Origin of the sequence: Halorubrum xinjiangense (assembly GCF_049604745.1) — an archaeon.
Taxonomy (GTDB): domain Archaea; phylum Halobacteriota; class Halobacteria; order Halobacteriales; family Haloferacaceae; genus Halorubrum; species Halorubrum xinjiangense_A.
This window is the reverse complement of record NZ_CP187140.1, coordinates 918,828-934,682: the sequence shown is the minus strand read 5'-3', so window position 1 is coordinate 934,682 and position 15,855 is coordinate 918,828. Positions and strand designations below refer to the sequence as shown.

16 protein-coding genes are annotated in these 15,855 nt (G+C 69.6%); 10 read left to right on the top strand and 6 right to left on the bottom strand.

All coding sequences use genetic code 11. From position 1 onward, the window contains the following. Nucleotides 1-234 precede the first annotated feature (234 nt). Nucleotides 235-681, top strand: coding sequence for an SRPBCC family protein (locus ACOZ35_RS05645; RefSeq protein WP_424016036.1), 447 nt, complete (start codon nt 235-237; stop codon nt 679-681). A 53-nt stretch (nt 682-734) separates the two neighbouring features. On the opposite strand, the gene ACOZ35_RS05640 is transcribed toward ACOZ35_RS05645, so the two are convergent. Both ACOZ35_RS05640 and ACOZ35_RS05635 read right to left on the bottom strand, forming a co-directional pair. After that, nucleotides 735-1,217, bottom strand: coding sequence for a VOC family protein (locus tag ACOZ35_RS05640; protein WP_424015461.1), 483 nt, complete (start codon nt 1,215-1,217; stop codon nt 735-737). Nucleotides 1,218-1,340: 123 nt separating this feature from the next. Continuing rightward, on the bottom strand, nt 1,341-1,790 hold the full coding sequence (locus tag ACOZ35_RS05635; RefSeq protein WP_424015460.1) for a DoxX family protein: 450 nt from the start codon (nt 1,788-1,790) through the stop codon (nt 1,341-1,343). 69 nt (nt 1,791-1,859) lie between these two features. On the opposite strand from ACOZ35_RS05635, the gene ACOZ35_RS05630 reads away from it, so the two are divergent. Together ACOZ35_RS05630 and ACOZ35_RS05625 are read left to right on the top strand one after the other, a co-directional pair. Further along, nucleotides 1,860-2,276 carry a winged helix-turn-helix transcriptional regulator gene (locus ACOZ35_RS05630; protein WP_424015459.1) on the top strand — a complete coding sequence of 139 codons (417 nt, stop codon included), beginning with the start codon at nt 1,860-1,862 and terminating at the stop codon, nt 2,274-2,276. Between the two features lie 468 nt (nt 2,277-2,744). Beyond that, nucleotides 2,745-3,245: a hypothetical protein gene (locus ACOZ35_RS05625; RefSeq protein WP_424015458.1), complete on the top strand. Its 501-nt coding sequence runs from the start codon at nt 2,745-2,747 to the stop codon at nt 3,243-3,245. Between the two features lie 10 nt (nt 3,246-3,255). On the opposite strand, the gene ACOZ35_RS05620 is transcribed toward ACOZ35_RS05625, so the two are convergent. Beyond that, a complete protein-coding gene (locus ACOZ35_RS05620) occupies nt 3,256-3,534 on the bottom strand; it encodes an acylphosphatase (protein ID WP_424015457.1) in 279 nt (92 codons plus the stop codon). A gap of 83 nt (nt 3,535-3,617) precedes the next feature. On the opposite strand from ACOZ35_RS05620, the gene ACOZ35_RS05615 reads away from it, so the two are divergent. From ACOZ35_RS05615 to ACOZ35_RS05595, 5 genes are all read left to right on the top strand, one after another. Continuing rightward, complete coding sequence (locus tag ACOZ35_RS05615) at nt 3,618-5,144, top strand: phosphomannomutase (protein WP_424015456.1); 1,527 nt, start codon at nt 3,618-3,620, stop codon at nt 5,142-5,144. A 242-nt stretch (nt 5,145-5,386) separates the two neighbouring features. Continuing rightward, on the top strand, nt 5,387-6,469 hold the full coding sequence (locus ACOZ35_RS05610) for a BMP family lipoprotein (protein WP_424015455.1): 1,083 nt from the start codon (nt 5,387-5,389) through the stop codon (nt 6,467-6,469). Between the two features lie 142 nt (nt 6,470-6,611). Next, nucleotides 6,612-8,264, top strand: a complete 1,653-nt coding sequence (locus tag ACOZ35_RS05605; RefSeq protein ID WP_424015454.1) for an ABC transporter ATP-binding protein — start codon at nt 6,612-6,614, stop codon at nt 8,262-8,264. Continuing rightward, entirely contained in the window at nt 8,261-9,583 is a 1,323-nt protein-coding gene (locus tag ACOZ35_RS05600; protein ID WP_424015453.1) for an ABC transporter permease, read from the top strand. The genes ACOZ35_RS05605 and ACOZ35_RS05600 overlap by 4 nt, the downstream gene beginning before the upstream one ends. Continuing rightward, nucleotides 9,576-10,622: an ABC transporter permease gene (locus tag ACOZ35_RS05595; protein WP_424015452.1), complete on the top strand. Its 1,047-nt coding sequence runs from the start codon at nt 9,576-9,578 to the stop codon at nt 10,620-10,622. Before ACOZ35_RS05600 ends, ACOZ35_RS05595 begins: the two co-directional genes overlap by 8 nt. A gap of 39 nt (nt 10,623-10,661) precedes the next feature. Here the strand turns inward: ACOZ35_RS05595 and fer are convergent, their stop codons facing one another. Beyond that, nucleotides 10,662-11,462: a ferredoxin Fer gene (gene fer, locus ACOZ35_RS05590; protein ID WP_424015451.1), complete on the bottom strand. Its 801-nt coding sequence runs from the start codon at nt 11,460-11,462 to the stop codon at nt 10,662-10,664. Between the two features lie 158 nt (nt 11,463-11,620). On the opposite strand from fer, the gene ACOZ35_RS05585 reads away from it, so the two are divergent. After that, on the top strand, nt 11,621-12,991 hold the full coding sequence (locus tag ACOZ35_RS05585; RefSeq protein WP_424015450.1) for a geranylgeranyl reductase family protein: 1,371 nt from the start codon (nt 11,621-11,623) through the stop codon (nt 12,989-12,991). Nucleotides 12,992-12,995: 4 nt separating this feature from the next. After that, on the top strand, nt 12,996-13,457 hold the full coding sequence (locus ACOZ35_RS05580) for a Rieske (2Fe-2S) protein (protein WP_424015449.1): 462 nt from the start codon (nt 12,996-12,998) through the stop codon (nt 13,455-13,457). A 524-nt stretch (nt 13,458-13,981) separates the two neighbouring features. Here the strand turns inward: ACOZ35_RS05580 and ACOZ35_RS05575 are convergent. After that, nucleotides 13,982-15,262, bottom strand: a complete 1,281-nt coding sequence (locus ACOZ35_RS05575) for an amidohydrolase (protein ID WP_424015448.1) — start codon at nt 15,260-15,262, stop codon at nt 13,982-13,984. Nucleotides 15,263-15,348: 86 nt separating this feature from the next. Continuing rightward, nucleotides 15,349-15,828 carry a pyridoxamine 5'-phosphate oxidase family protein gene (locus tag ACOZ35_RS05570; protein ID WP_424015447.1) on the bottom strand — a complete coding sequence of 160 codons (480 nt, stop codon included), beginning with the start codon at nt 15,826-15,828 and terminating at the stop codon, nt 15,349-15,351. Nucleotides 15,829-15,855 lie beyond the last annotated feature (27 nt).

Sequence of the window (15,855 nt, the reverse complement as noted above, 5' to 3'; positions counted from 1 at the left end):
GCGATCGCTTGCCATATTGACCTTCGATAGCTCGGAACCCCGTATTAACCCTTCGTGGAAAGAGATAATGAGTCCTGATACCATATAAGGTATTAATATTGAGCAGTCCGGTGACGCTCCGATTGATGGACGAATTGTGAATTAGTACTGTCGAGCGCGTCGGAAACCGGAAGAACGTACAAATACGAGCGGCGGACCGTAGCGATGAGGGGAACGGGCGCCGGAAGTGGTCTCGTGTTCGGAACCCGCACCGCGGCCGGAGACGCCGACTTCGACGGCCGAGTCTCCGTGGTCCGTGAGGGCGCGACGCTCGCGGTCGGTCGTGACATCGACGCGCCGCCGGAGCGGACAGCCAGGGCGCTCCGCGACACGCGCCGGTGGCTCGACTGGAGCCCGTCGGTCAGCGGCGTCGAGAGCACGGATCGGTTCGTCGAAACTGGGACGACCGGACGGGTCCGAGTCGTGGGCGCCTGGATCCCGTTCCGGGTGACTGGGGCGACGCGCCTCCGGTGGGACTGGGTGGTGGCCGGAATCCCCGCGACCGGGCACCGCGTCGACCGGTACTCGGAGGATCCGGACAGGTGCCGGGCGGTGATCGAGGTTCCGCTGATCGCGGCCCCCTACGTCCCGGTCTGTCGGCGCGCGCTCGACCGGTTCGCGGCGCTCGTCGAGGGGGAGTGACTCCAGCGAGGCCCGGGCGTTGAGACGTCCGGGCACTGAGAGTTCTGGGCGCCTCAGTTCTCGTAGCCCTTCTCGAACGGGTCGATGACCTTGCTTCCGGGCTCGTCCTCGTCGCGGGTGAAGCCCGGCCCCTGGGTCGCCAGTTCGAAGACGAGCCCGTCGGGGTCGGTGAAGTAGATGCTCTTGAAGTAGGTGCGGTCCTTCACCTCGGAGACCTCGACGTCGTGGGCTTCGAGGTGGGCTTGCCACTCCTCAAGCGTCGCCTCGTCTTCGACGCCGAACGCGAAGTGGTGGCTCGCGCCCGGGCCGGGCGTCCCCTGTGAGTTCGGATACTCGAAGTAGGTGACGGTGGTTCCGGGCTCGCCCGCGGGCGTCGACGAGAAATAGTAGTGCGGCGTCCCGGGGTCGTCGTAGTTCTGGGTCCGCTTGACCGTGTGCCAGCCGAGGACGTCCTCGTAGAACGCGGTGGTCTCCTCGATGTCGGTACAGATGTTCGTGACGTGGTGGAGCCCGGTCGTCGGCGGCGCGTCGGTCATGATCTGTGCGATCGCTTGTCGGGAGGACAGTTAGTCGTACTGGCGGTTCGAAGCGGTCGTCGAGCGGCGGCGAAAAGGGAACGGAAGCGTGTGCGTCGGTCGGAAAAACGTCGCGTGTGCGGCTCAGAACAGGCCGATGCCGACCGCGTAGGGCCACGAGCTACCGCCGACGGCGAGGAGCGCCAGCGCGGCGCCGGCGCCGTAGACGTTCTTCAGGAAGCTCGTCATCTCGTTCTGCTTCTCCTCGGGGTCGTCCATCGACCAGAAGTCGTGCATCGTCACGGCGGAGACGAGGAGGAAGAACGCGAGCGCGCCGGCGGAGAGGACGGGGAAGGCGCCGGCGGCGACGCCGAGCCCGCCGAGAACGAGGACGGCGCCGGACGCGATAACGGAGAACTGCGGCGCCGGCAGGCCCTTGAACTCGGCGTAGCCGGCCATCGTCTCGAGGTCCATGAAGTGGTTGAGGCCCATGAACGCGAGCGTGACGCCGAAGAGGATCCGGCCGAGTAAGAAGAGTTCGCCCGCGAGAGGGGTGTCGAACTGGAGCGGTAACGTCGCGAATTCAGCTAACATCGTGTAACCTGCTATACGGACGTAACCTATTTATCGCTTCCCGGACAATACGGTTAGTAGGTAACACCGATGTCATCACAGGACCTTTCGGCGGCGGAGTCGGCGGAGACGGCGGAAGCGGCGGACTCGGGCGCTGACGGGGCGACCGAGGCGACCGCGACCGAGGCGACCACACCCGACACGCCCTGCCCGGTCATCGACTCCATCGAGCAGATCGGATCGCAGTGGCGGCTCGTCGTCCTCCACGAGCTGTTGAACGGCGAGGCGCGCTTCAACGAGCTCAAACGCGAGACGGACGCGAACGCTCGGACACTCTCGCGCGTGCTCGACGACCTCCAGGAGACCGGGTTCGTGGATCGGCGGTTAGAGGAGGACTCGCCGGTGGCGACGTACTACAGTTTAACTGCCAAAGGCGAGTCGCTCGCGCCCGTCTTCGAGGAGATCGACGACTGGGCCCACGAGTGGCTCGCGGAATGTGACGCGTAATATTTCGGGATCTGTACTGTTGTTTGTTTATAAGTGATGCTTGGCCGCGTGGCTGTCTATTTATAAACCGCTGCTTCCAGACTGACGGACGACACCTTCAAAGCCCCAGCCGCGAGGACGCCGCACACTCGTTGCGCTCCTCGCTCGTTCGCTCCGCTCACTCGCTGCGGTGCTTACGTCGTCTGCGGCGTCCTCGCGGCTGCCCCTTTGAGTCCCGTCCCGTCCCGCACGGCACCGCAGCCTCTCACCTCCCCAGCCTCGTCGGCCGGCCTCCGCTTCGCTCCGGCCGGCCGACTCCCTCGCGCGTGCTGGCTCGCGGCCTGACGGCCGCTCGCAGGCACGCGCCACCGCACCGCCTTGTCTATTTATAAGTGAATGGCGCCGCAGTTCAGATCTTTCGAGATATCGGGGGTCGGAACGGCGTTCAGCGGCGAAACGCACACCCTTCTCCGGCGCATAGCGATCGATGTGTACGCCGGACTGAAGAACACCCCCTGCTGTCTGTGCGGCCGCGACGACACCCACACCCGGATCGCGGTGCCGCCGCGAGCGCTCCGGCTGATGGAGAACGGAGGGCCGATCGCGTGGCGCGACGTGGTCGGCACGGTGACGCTCCGCTTTTGCGCCGACGACTGGGACCTCGTGAGCGACCTCGCCATCGAGATGGACACGCATCCTCTCTCGCGGTGTAACGCGGCGCACGTCTCCCTCGACCTCCGCGAGGACCACGAGGCGCTGCTGTCCGCGACGAAGGCCGAGACGGATCAGACTGAACTGGAGGCGCGGCTCGCGAGCGAGGCCGAAGCGACCCTCGACGCGGTCGACGACCCCTATACCGAGGAACGCGACGTGGTGGAGGCCATCGTCGTGTTGCGCGCGCTGGAGGAACTCGGCGTGCGGGACGGTCCCGGCCGCGGCGCCGAGGGCGCTGCCGGCACTGGGGAGTCGGCGACCGCGGACGACGACTGACCCGGCCGCGTCACCGTCTGATCTCGAACCCGTCCTCGCCCTCGGGCTCGCCGTATTCGGCGTCGACGTCCTCGACCTCGGCGGCCTCGCTCCCGGTCTCGCACCACGCCACCATGTCCCGGACGTCGCCCTCTGGCCCCTCGAAGACGGCCTCGACCCGGCCGTCGTCGAGGTTCCGCACCCAGCCGTCGACGCCCGTCTCGCGGGCGGCGTCGCGGGTGCTCGCTCGGTAGAAGACGCCCTGAACGCGGCCCGAGACGAAGACGTGCGCGCGAACGCGGTCGGTCATCGCTCGGTCGTGCGTCGTCCGCCCTGTTAAACGCCCCGCCCGCAACCGACGCCTACTAACTCCCGGGCGCCGAGGTGGGCGATATGAACCTGTTCGGAACCGCCGGGATACGCGGCGGCGTCGAGGAGCGCGTCACGCCGTCGCTCGCGCTCGCCGTCGGGCGAGCCGTGGGCGCCGAGATCCGATTGCGAAGCGAAGAGTCATCCTCCGAGCCGAGCTCCGAGCCGACCGTCGTCCTCGCCCGCGACGGGCGGGTGACCGGCCCGGCGCTCGCGGCCGCGATGGAGGCCGGGCTGGCGGCGGGCGGCGTCGACGTGCGCCGCGCCGGGCAACTCCCGACGCCGGCGCTCGCGCACGCCTCGCGCGGTCGCTACGGCGTGATGCTCACCGCCTCGCACAACCCGCCGACCGACAACGGGATCAAGCTCTTCCGCGACGGCACGGAGTTCGACCGCGACGCAGAGCGCGCCGTCGAGGAGCGGGTCGCCGACGAGGCGGCGGTCGCGCCGTGGGACGAGTGGACTGAAGCGACTCGGACTGACCCGCTTGACGGCTACCTCGACGACGTCCGCGAGTACGCCGCGGGGTTCGGCGCACCTCTCGACGGCCTGCGGGTCGCGGTCGATTGTGGCAACGGGATGAGCGCGCCCGCGACGCCGACCGTCTTGCGGGAGCTCGGCGCCGACGTCGTCACGCTCAACGGCAACGTCGACGGCCACTTCCCCGGCCGCGGGAGCAAGCCAACCCCGGAGACGCTCGCCGATCTGCGCGCGTTCGTCGCCGACGCTAACGAGGGGGTGGACGATCCGGGCCGCCAGCGGCCGGACGCCGAGGGGGCCGGCGACGGCGACGCCGAGGGGTTCGCCTTCGGCATCGGCCACGACGGCGACGCGGACCGGATCGTGATCGTCGACGCGGACGGCGAGGTCGTCCACGAGGACACGGTCCTCGCGGTGCTCGCGGAGCGGTACACGCGCGAGAGCGACGCCGCGGACCCCGTCGTGGTGACGACGCCGAACGCCTCCGGACGCATCGACGAGCGCGTCCGGGCGGCCGGCGGGCGCGTCGAGCGCGTGCGGCTCGGCGCGCTCCACGAGGGCATCGCCGCCGTACGGGAGGAGGCCAACGAGGCCGGAACCCTCGGCGAGGCGGGCGCGGTCGGCGAGGCGGGCGCCGCCGGCGAGGTGGGCGACGACACCCGCATCGTCTTCGCCGCCGAGCCGTGGAAGCACATCCACGTCGCCTTCGGCGGGTGGATCGACGGCGTGGCCTCCGCGGCGGTGATCGCGCGCCTCGTCGCCGACGAGGGGCTCGACGCGCTCCGGGAGCCGGTCACCGAGCGTCCCTACCGCAAGGTGAGCGTCTCGTGTCCCGACGACGCGAAAGAATCCGTGATGGACCGGCTGGAGACGACGCTCCCGGACGCGTTCCCCGACGCCGCGGTGGACACGGACCACGGCGTCCGGCTGGAGTTCGCGGACGCCTCGTGGACGCTCGTGCGGCCTTCCGGCACGGAGCCGTACGTCCGCGTGTACGCCGAGAGCGACGACGTCGACGCCCTCGTCGCAGAGGTCGAGGACGTCGTCGAAAGCGCGGTCGCGGCGGCGTAGGCGACGGACGATCCGGGCGCCGCGACCTTCGGCGCTCGGTTCGGGTGCCGCGACCTTCGGCGCCGGACGGCCTCCGCTTCCGGCCCTCGTTTACGACCGTGAGGAATCCGGGTTCGTGGATCGGAAGCCGGGATCGACCGGCGATTACCCCGGTATTCCGCCGGCTGTTTTCACGAACGTGTCACCTCGATGCGGCGGGGAACGACGAATTTATGGCGCGTTCCGACGGGGATAGTAGTGAGATGGCATCCGACTTCGATCGGCGGCGGTTCATCAAGGCGGCAAGCGCAGCGGGCCTCGTCGGCCTCGCCGGGTGTAGCGGCGGCCCGAGTGGCGACGGAGGCGACGGGGGCGACGGCGACGTGCCGGCGCGGGTCGGCATCGTCTACTCCGACGGCGGCCTCGGCGACAACTCGTTCAACGACGCGGCCCAGCAGGGCATCCTTCAGGCCGAAGAGGAGTTCGGCATCGCGTACGACGAGTCGGAGCCCGACGGCGCCGGCGAGTTCGAGCAGTTCCAGCAGCAGTACGCCGGGTCGACGGACCCCGCCTACGACCTGGTCTCCACCATCGGGTTCAACCAGGGCGACGCGCTCAGCCAGACCGCGCCCGACTACCCCGACCAGGACTTCATGATCGTCGACACCGTCGTCGACGAGCCGAACGTCGCGAGCTACCTGTTCCGCGAGCACGAGGGATCGTTCCTGATGGGCGTGCTCGCCGGCCGCCTGACCGAGACCGAGTTCTCGGCTGGCGCCGGCGAGACGGACCCGGACTCGACGACCGTCGGGTTCGTCGGCGGCGTCGACAGCCCGGTCATCCGCCGGTTCCAGGCCGGCTTCGAGGCCGGGGTCGACTACGCGACCGACGACGTCGACGTCACCTCGAGCTACGTCGGCAGCTACGCCGACCCGACGGGCGGCCAGGAGGCGGCGCTGTCGATGTACCAGAGCGGGGCGGACATCATCTACCACGCCTCGGGCGCGACGGGCGTCGGCGTGTTCCAGGCCGCAGAGGAGGAGGGCCGGTTCGCCTTCGGCGTCGACCAGGACCAGTCGGTCTCCAACGAGTCGTTCGCCGACGTCATTCTGGCGTCGATGGTGAAACGCGTCGACACCGCGGTGTACGAGTCGATCTCGAACGTCATCGACGACGACCACCAGGGCGGCTCGACGACGGCGCTCGGGCTCGACTCCAACGGCGTCGAGTGTGTCTACGGACAGGAGATCGGCGACGAGGTCCCGGACGATATCACGACGGCCGTGGCGGACGCGCGCGACGAGATCATCGCCGGGAACATCGAAGTCCCGGAAACGACCGACTGAACGCGGCGCGACGGATCGCGGTCTCGGGACTGACCCCCCGACCGCGGAGGTTTTCTGCTACTCTGGTCGGACGACAGACAGGACGACGCGCGTTGGCTCGGAATCCGCGCGTTTTTAGGCTCCGACGCGGAGTTACGGGTGAATGAACCCGGCGGTCCACTTGGACGGCATCACGAAGCGATTCCCCGGGGTCGTCGCGAACGACGACGTCGATCTCGCGGTGGAGCGCGGGAGCGTCCACGCCCTGCTCGGCGAGAACGGGGCCGGCAAGACCACGTTGATGAACGTGCTGTACGGCCTGTACCAGCCGACCGAGGGGACCGTCCGCCTCGACGGCGAGGCGCAGTCGTTCGACTCGCCGCGGGACGCGATCGACGCCGGCGTCGGGATGATCCACCAGCACTTCATGCTGGTCGACCCGATGACGGTGTGGGAGAACGTCGTCTTGGGCAACGAGCCGAAGACCTGGGGCGGACTGCGCGTCGACAGGGAGGCGGCCCGCGAGGCCGTCGTCGAACTGAGCGAGCGCTACGGGTTCGACGTGGACCCGGACGCGACCATCGCCGATATCTCCGTCGGCGAACAGCAGCGCGTCGAGATCCTGAAGGCGCTGTACCGCGGCGCCGACGTGCTCATCATGGACGAGCCGACCGCGGTGTTGACGCCCCAAGAGGTCGACGAGCTGTACGGCGTCTTCGACGAGCTCACCGAGCAGGGGAAGACGATCATCTTCATCTCGCACAAGCTCGGCGAGGCGCTGTCGGCCGCCGACGACATCACCGTCCTCCGCGACGGGGTCAACGTCGGCACGGTCGCTGCGGCCGACGTGACGCGCGAGGAGCTCGCGGAGATGATGGTCGGCAGAGAGGTGCTGATGGACCCCGCGACGTCGCCGCAGGAGGCGGGCGACCGCGTGCTGGAGGTGACGGACCTCAGCGTCGAGGACGACCGGGGCGTCGAGGCGGTCTCGGACCTCTCCTTCGAGCTCCGGGGCGGCGAGATCCTCGGGGTCGCCGGCGTCGACGGCAACGGTCAGTCCCAGCTCGTCGAGGCGATCACGGGCCTGCGCGAGTCGGCGTCGGGCGACGTCCGCTACCGCGGCGAGTCGATGGTCGGGAAGACGCGCCGCGACCGGATCGACCGCGGGATGGCGTTCATCCCCGAGGATCGACAGGAGCGCGGCCTCGTGATGTCGTACGACCTCGTCGAGAACGGGATCTTAGGGAGCCAACACGACCCGCCGTTCGCGAACGGCGGCCGCCTCAACTGGCGCGCCGCGCGGGACCACGCGGAGTCGGTCATCGAGCAGTACGACGTCCGGCCGCCGAACGCCGGGTCGGAGGCCGAGTCGTTATCGGGCGGCAACCAGCAGAAGTTCATCGTCGGCCGCGAGTTCGAGCGCGACCCCGAGCTGGTCGTCGCCACCCACCCGACCCGCGGCGTTGACATCGGGTCGACGGAGTTCCTCCACGACCGACTGCTCGAACTGCGCGCCGAGGGGAAGGCCGTCCTCCTCGTCTCCTCGAAGCTCGACGAGGTACAGGGGCTCTCCGACCGCCTCGCGGTGATGCACGAGGGCGAGTTCACCGGCGTCGTCGACCCCGCGACCGTGACAGAAGAGGAGATCGGGCTGCTGATGGCCGGCGAGTCGCTCGACGACGACTCCGTCGAGGGGGCGGCGATCCACGACGCCGCGGCCGACGGTGCGAATGACACGGCGGGTGACGGCGCGAACGGCGCGTCGGGCGACGGGATCGACGGAGCGACCGGCGGCGACGAGGGGGTGGACGCGTGAGCGACTCGGACCCCGACACGGACGGGGATCCCTCCGTCTTCGCCCGCGTGGTCGCGCCGTTCGTCGACCGGAGCGTCGCGGAGCGGCTCGTCATCAGCCTCGCCGCGATCCTTCTCTCGATCGTCGTCGGCTTCGCGCTCGTGCTCGTCTCGGGGAGGATCGCGCAGTGTTCGACCGCGGCCTGGACGATGCCGATCACCGGGCTGGGGTTCTGTTATAATCCGTTCGAGGTGTACGTCGTGCTGTTCAACGGCGCGCTCGGCTACCCGTTCGCGGTCGGCGACCCCGGCCTCTTCAACCCCGGTTGGACGCCGTTCAACCTCTCGTTCGGCCTGACGCTCTCGGAGACGACGCTTCTGATCTTCACCGGGCTCTCCGTCGCCGTCGCCTTCCGCGCCGGCCTGTTCAACATCGGGACGCAGGGCCAGCTCGTCGTCGGCGCGCTCGCGACCGCGCTCACTGTCCTGGCGCTCGCACCCCTCCTCCCGGCCGGCCCCGTCGCCGGCCTCGTGCTGATCGTCGTCGGGACCGCGGCCGGCGCCGTCGGCGGTGGCCTCTGGGGCGCGATACCCGGCGCGCTCAAGGCGTACGCCGACGCTAACGAGGTGATCACGACGATCATGCTCAACTTCGTCGCCGCGAACGTCGCGTACGTGCTCGTGTTGGAGGTGTTCCGCGCCGAGGGCTCCTCCGTGGTCGCCACCCGGTACGTCCCGGAGTACGCGCAGTTCCCGTCGGTGCTGTTCCCGCCGTCGACCGACTTCTCGCTGCTCGCGCTGCTGGGGGGGATCGGCTTCATTGGGGCGCTCTACTACTTCGTCGAGCACACCTCGCTCGGGTACGACCTCCGGACGAGCGGCGTCCAGGCCGCCGCGGCCGAGTACGGCGGCGTGAACGCGAAGCTCACCACCGTGCGGGCGATGACGCTCTCCGGCGCGCTCGGCGGCATCGGCGGCTCGGTGTGGGTGCTGATGTCCGAGGGCCGGTGGATGGCCTCGATCCCGGACCTCGGCTTCGACGGGATCACCGTCTCCATCCTCGCCGGAAACAACCCGATCGGCGTGCTGCCGGCGGCGTTCCTCTTCGGGATCCTGAAGGGCGGCGCCCTAGAGATCGGGTTCCGCACCGACGTCCCCACGGAGCTCGTGGCCGTGTTGCGCGGGCTCATCATCCTGTTCGTGGCGATGCCGGAGTTCTTCCGGATGATCGGCCGGTATGCCGGCGTCGACGGCGCGGGCGGTGCGGGCGGTGCGGGCAGTGCGGGTGCGACGGACCCCGACGAGTCCGCGGGTGGCGACGGGGGTGAGACCGATGCGTAACCCGCTCTCGCCGACCTCGCTCTTCCAGTGGGCGAGCGAGTCGAGCTACGTGCGCTCGCTTCTTGCGGGTACCGTCGGGGTGCTCGCGGTCCTCGGCGTGCTCGGGGTCGCGTTCCCCGAGTCAGTGGCCGGCGACCTCGCCGGGATCGTCTTCTCGACCAGCACGGCGAAGTCGACGGCGCGGCTCGCGGCGCCCATCGTGCTCGCCGGGCTCGGCGGCATCTTCGCCGAGAAGTCGGGCGTCATCAACATCGGGCTGGAGGGACTGCTCATCATCTCGGCGTTCGTGTCGGTGTACGCCGCGTCGGTCGTCGGCGTCGGCAACGCCGTCCTCGGTATCCCGGCGCTCGGGGTCGCGTTCCTCGCCGGCATCGCCGCGTCGACGTTCCTCGCGGGGGTGTTCGCGGTCGTCTGCATCGAGTTCAAAGCCGACCAGATCATCGCCGGGCTCGCGGTCTGGCTCATCGCCTTAGGGCTCGCGCCGTTCATGTCGACCGTGTTCTTCGGCGGCGTCAACACGCCGAACCTCGGCGTGAGCGTCGGGTGGCAGTACTCCGCGACATTGGTGGTCATCGCGACCCTCGGCTCGTGGTGGCTGCTGAACCGGACCGCGTTCGGCAAGCACCTCCGGGCGGCGGGCGAGAACCCGAAGGCGCTCGACACGGTCGGCGTCTCCGTCTCGAAGGTGCGCTACGCGGGCGTCCTGCTCTCAGGCGTCCTCTCCGGGGTCGGCGGCTCGGCGCTGGCGCTGTCGATCGGCCAGTTCGTCGGCTCCGGCGAGACGATGGTCCAGGGGAAGGGGTTCATCGCCATCGTCGCGTACCTCTTCGGCAACTACAACCCGCTCGGGACGCTCGGCGCGGGCGTGCTGTTCGCCGGCCTTGATGCGATGCAGATCCGGCTCCAGCAGCTCGGCTACGCGGTCCCGGACACGCTGGTCCAGACCATCCCGTACGTCGTCGTGATCGTCGTCCTCGCCTTAGTCGGCCGGACCCAGATTCCCGAGGCGGCCGGGGAGCACTACGAGACCGAGGAGTAGCGCCCGCCGCCGGACCGGCGGGTCCCGGATGCCGCGACCTCAGTCCGACGCGCCGGTCTCGTCGGCCGGCGACGGGAGCCGGAGGTCGGCGAAGTCGTCGGCGTCGCCGACGCCGGTGACGACCTTCACCTCGTCGGTGATCGGGACGCCGACACAGGAGAGGCGGGCGTTCGCCTCGCGGATCTGCTCGTCCGAGAGGATCGACTGCCCGGGCATCGCCACGTCGCCCTCGACGACGATCACGGCGCAGTTCGAGCAGGCCCCGCCGCGGCAGGCGTACGGCCACGAGCGGCCGCCCCGCTCCGCGGCCTCCAGGATCGACTCGCCGGGCTCGACGAGGAAGCGACCGTACTCCGGGAGGTCGAGGTCGGCGTCGGCCGCCTTCGCGAAGAGGTCGTCGTCGTCGAGCGACCAGCCGCGCTCGACGGCGGCGTCGCGGTCGAGGTGGTAGACGGTCGACGACGTCCCCGTGCGGACCGGCTCGGCCGACCCCTCCGCGTACCGCCGAACCACGTCGGCCGCGTCCGCGACCGGCTCGTCGGCGAGGTCGTCGAACCAGTCGCGGACCGTCGTCGGCGCGAGGTTCGACTCCGCGGCGATCGCCTCGATGTCGACCCCTTCGAGACGGGCGACCGTCGAGACGAACCCCGGCGAGTCGAGCGCCGCGATCGTTTCCTCGACCCACGCCTCTGAGCGGCCGTACCACGAGGCGAGCTCCGACGTACCGATTCCCCTGTCGTACGCGACGGCGACCATCAGCGCCGCGGTCGCCTCCGCCGACCGGACCTCCGCGAGCCACGCGCGCAGGCGGTCGGCGTCGGCCTGTTCAAGGTGACCCATACCACGGATGTCCGCCTGCGACCCGTTAAACGGTGAGCCTGAACAGTTAGGGTCCCCATACGCTCGCGTCCGACGGCGGGCCGCCGAGAAATGCGTCCCCGCGAGGCCGACCGAAACGGGAGCAAAGAGTTTTGCCGGGCGCACGACACGGTCCGGTAATGGATATCGACGAGTACGACGTCGTCGTGGCGGGCGCCGGGACCGCCGGCTGCTACGCCGCCGCGACGATCGCGAACGAGGGGCTCGACGTCGTCATCGTCGAGCGGAAGGACGCTGAGGAGGCCGGCCACATCGCCTGCGGCGACGCCCTGAAGGGGGCCGACGCGTTCCCCGAGGCGATCCCGAAATCGCGCCTGGAGCCGGCCTTCACGAACACGGGCGTCGACCACGGCCGCTTCGAGATCCCGCAGGAGGACACGATCCTGGAGATCCCGGTCCCCGGCGAGCTCGCCGTCATCGACCGCTGGGAGTACGGCCGCCAGATCATCGCCGGCGCCGAGGATGCGGGCGTCGACTTCCACTACGACACCGTCATCAACGACGTGCTTCAGGACGAGACCGGCCGCGTCACGGGCCTCCACGCGGTCCGGAAGGGCGAGCCGCGGACGTACGCGGCTGACGTCGTGATCGACGGCGCCGGCTCGCTCTCGCTGCTCCAGGACAAGGCCGACTTCGAGGAGACGACGTTCGACACGAACGTCCGGTACTCGCAGTTCTGCTCGGCGTACCGCGAGATCGTCGAGGTCCCGGAGCCGGTCGAGTGGGACGACGCCCTCGTGTTCAAGGCGACCGACCGCGCCGCGGGCTACCTCTGGTACTTCCCGCGGACGGCGACGGAGATCAACGCCGGGCTCGGCTTCCAGATGACCGAGGAGCCGATGCAGCTCGTCGAGTCGCTGAAGAAGGACCTCCGGGACCGCCCCGAGTTCGAGGGCGCGGAGGTGCGCGACAAGCTCGGCGCCGCGCTGCCCACGCGACGCCCCTACGACTCGGCGGTCGCGCCGGGGTACATGGCGGTCGGCGACGCCGCCGGCCACGTGAACCCGACGACCGGCGGCGGCATCGCCGGCGCGGCGTACGCGGGCAAGTACGCGGGCGAGCAGGCGGTGAAGGCGATCTCGGACGGCGACGTGAGCGAGGAGAACCTCTGGCGGTACAACACCCGCGTGATGGACCACTTCGGCGGGCGCTACGCCGGCCTCGACGTGTACAACGTCCTCTCGACCGCGGTCGACGTCGACGACCTGATGGGCCTGCTCGCGTCGCTGCCGGGCGAGAAGCTCGCGGAGGCGCTGTACGAGGGGTCGACCTCGATGTCGTTCGGACTGAAGGTGAAGGCCGCGGTCAAGTCGTTCGGCTACTGGGGGACGATCCGCAACTTCTACCAGACGAAGTCGCTGGCGGACGAGCTGATCGGCCACTACGACGAGTACCCGACGAGCCCCGCCGCGATGGCCAACTGGACCCGCGAGCGCGACGACATCATGGACCGCGTGTACGAGACGACCGGCGCCGACGCGAAGTACTGAGGCCGTGAGCGGGTACCGACTCACCACCGTCGAGACAGTTCGGGAAGAGGGGTCGTGGGCGTTTACGGCCCGCGAGGGCGACGAGGACCGCGAGGTGTTTCTCGTTCCTTGTGTCGACGAGCCGGACGGTGGGGCGGCCGAGGAGGGTGTGGATGAGAGCCAGCCAGTTCGCGCGTGGATCAACCGCTGTACGCACGAGAACCAACGGCTCCACCGCGAAGGCGTGGGCGCCGTGACGCGGGGCGGCTCCGTCGTCTGCCCGAAGCACGGCTCGGCGTTCGATACGTGTGAGGGCTTCTGTGACAACGGCGAGGCCGCGGGGACAGAGCTGCGCTCGATCGATATCGAGGTTCGCGACGGGGCGGTGTTCCTCACCGACGACGACCTCACGTACCTCTACGAGGGGCTGCCGGACGACGACGGCGACGACGAGGGACCGGCGTCGAGTTCGCACCTGACGTTATGAGTCGAGTACGCGGTGCGTGGATAGCGTACTGGCCGTCCGCGAGGATTGGACGCTTTCGCTTATAAATCGCAGATCGCTACCGACACCTCCGAAGCCTCAGCCGCTCGGCCGTACGCTTTTGCTTATAAATGTCCGATCGATACCGACACTTCCGAAGCCCCAGCCGCTCGGCCGTACGCTTTTGCTTATAAATGTCCGATCGATACCGACACTTCCGAAGCCCCAGCCGCGAGGTGGGCGCACGCTCGCTGCGCTCCTCACTCGGTCGCTACCGCTCCCTCGTTGCGGTGCTTGCGTCGCCTGCGCCCACCTCGCGGCTGCCCCTTCGAGTCCCACCCCCCACAGCTACCGCACCTCACACCTCCCCAGCCTCGCCGCTCACGCCCTGCGGGCGTTCGCGGCGTCCCTCGCACGCGCTCCTCGCGGCCGCCGAGGGCGGCCGCTCGGAGGCGCGCGCCACCGCATTCGTTTATAAAAGTCGTCGAAGGCGTTTTAAATACTGGTCAGAAAAGCGCTCCAGATCGCTACGGTCGCGTCTCGGCGACCCGCCGGATCGCGCCGGAGATCACGTCGATACCGATCGCGATGTCGTCCTCGACGACGTCGAAGTCGCTCGTGTGGTGGCCGCCGGGGTGGTCGGTGCCGACGCCGAGGTAGCAGGCGAGGCCGCCCTGCTCTTGGACGCGGTTCATCAGGAACGTCGCGTCCTCGGAGCCGCCGAGGTCGTCGCTGTCGACGATGCTCGTGACGCCGGAGACGTCGCTCGCGGACTCGCCGACGAGCTCAGCGAGCGCGTCGTCGCTCGTCGCGCTGGGCGCCTCCCCGAGCGTGGAGACGTCGACCTCGCAGTCGTGCATCTCGGCGGCCGAGTCGAGGACACGGTCGGCGTGGTCGGACATGTATTCCGCGAGCTCCGTCGTCTGCCCGCGCACCTCGCCCTCGATGTACGACTCCTCGGGGATGATGTTCGTCGCGGTGCCGCCGCCGACGAGCCCGGCGTTCACCCGCGTGGGTCCGTCGGCGTGCCGCGGGATCGCGTAGAGGTTCTGGATCGCGGCCGCCATCGCCTGAACCGTGTTCCGGCCCTCTTCGGGGCGCGCGCCGGCGTGGGCGGGCTCGCCCGTGAACTCCGCGAGGAAGTGTCGCACCGCGAGGAACCCCTCGATCCCGCAGACGACCTCGCCGGAGGGGTGATCTAAGCCGACGTGGACCGCGTAGAGGTAGTCGACGTCGTCGAGGTGCCCCGACTCGGCCATCGGCTTCCCGCCGGCGACCTGCTCTTCGCCCGGCTGGAAGAACACTTTCAGCGTCCCCGAGAAGTCGGAGTCGAGGACCGCATCGAGCGCGCCGAGCCCCATCGTCGCGTGGGCGTCGTGGCCGCAGGCGTGCATGAACCCCTCGTGTTCGGAGCGGAACCCCTCCCCGACCGGGACGTGGTCGCCCGACTCCGACTCCGTGATCGGGAGGCCGTCGATGTCGACGCGCAGGCCGACCACGGGGCCGTCGCCGCGCTCGACGACCGCGACGCAGCCGGTGTAGCCGCCCGAGAGCTGTTCGAGGATTTCGGGGTCGGCGCCCGCCTCGCGGGCCTGTTCCTCCCACTCCGCCAGCTCCTCGTCGTCGGGAACGTTCAGGCGCTCGTCGGTCGCCAGCGCGTCGGGGCCGACGTGGAGTGCCGTCAGGTCCCGCTCGCGGAGCTCTTCGACGATGCGGGCGGTGGTGTAGAACTCGCGCCACGCGGGCTCCGGGTGGCGGTGGAGGTCGCGGCGGAACGCGCGGTACTCGTCGTTGTCGAGAACGCTCATACGTCCGGGTGGCCCGGCGACCGCTTAAACGATCGCCTCGCGGAGAGCGACGCGCACCGCGCCGAGACCGCCCGCCCGCGCTCGAATCACTCCTCCGCCGGCCCCATGCGCTCCGTGTAGTCCCACGCGTGGAGCCGCTCCGGCTCGATCCGGATCTCGACCTCGTCGCGCTCGGGGCGCAGGAGCCTCTCGGCGGTCGCGTTGTCCGTCCCGCCGAGGTACTTGGTCAGGAGCGAGCGGAGGAGCCGCTTCTCCTCGTCGGGGACGACCGTCGCGCGGCCGCGGCCGCGTATTCCCTTGTACGGCGGGTCGTTCGTCGACACGTCGAAGGAGACCTCGTCGTCGTGCTCGACGAACTCGACCAGGTCGGCGTTTGCGCTCGTCGCGCAGCGGATCGCGCCGGTCGGCTCGTCGGAGGCGCTTCCAGCGTCCGCGTCCCACGCGAACCACAGCGAGACGATCCACGGGCGGTCGCTCGGCGTGCGGCAGCCGAGGCGGACCGGGACGCGCGCGTCGGCGAGGAACTCGTCGACGCGGTCACGGTCCCACGGGCCGGTCGAGTCCATATCGATCCCTCGGCCGCGTTCCGCCTA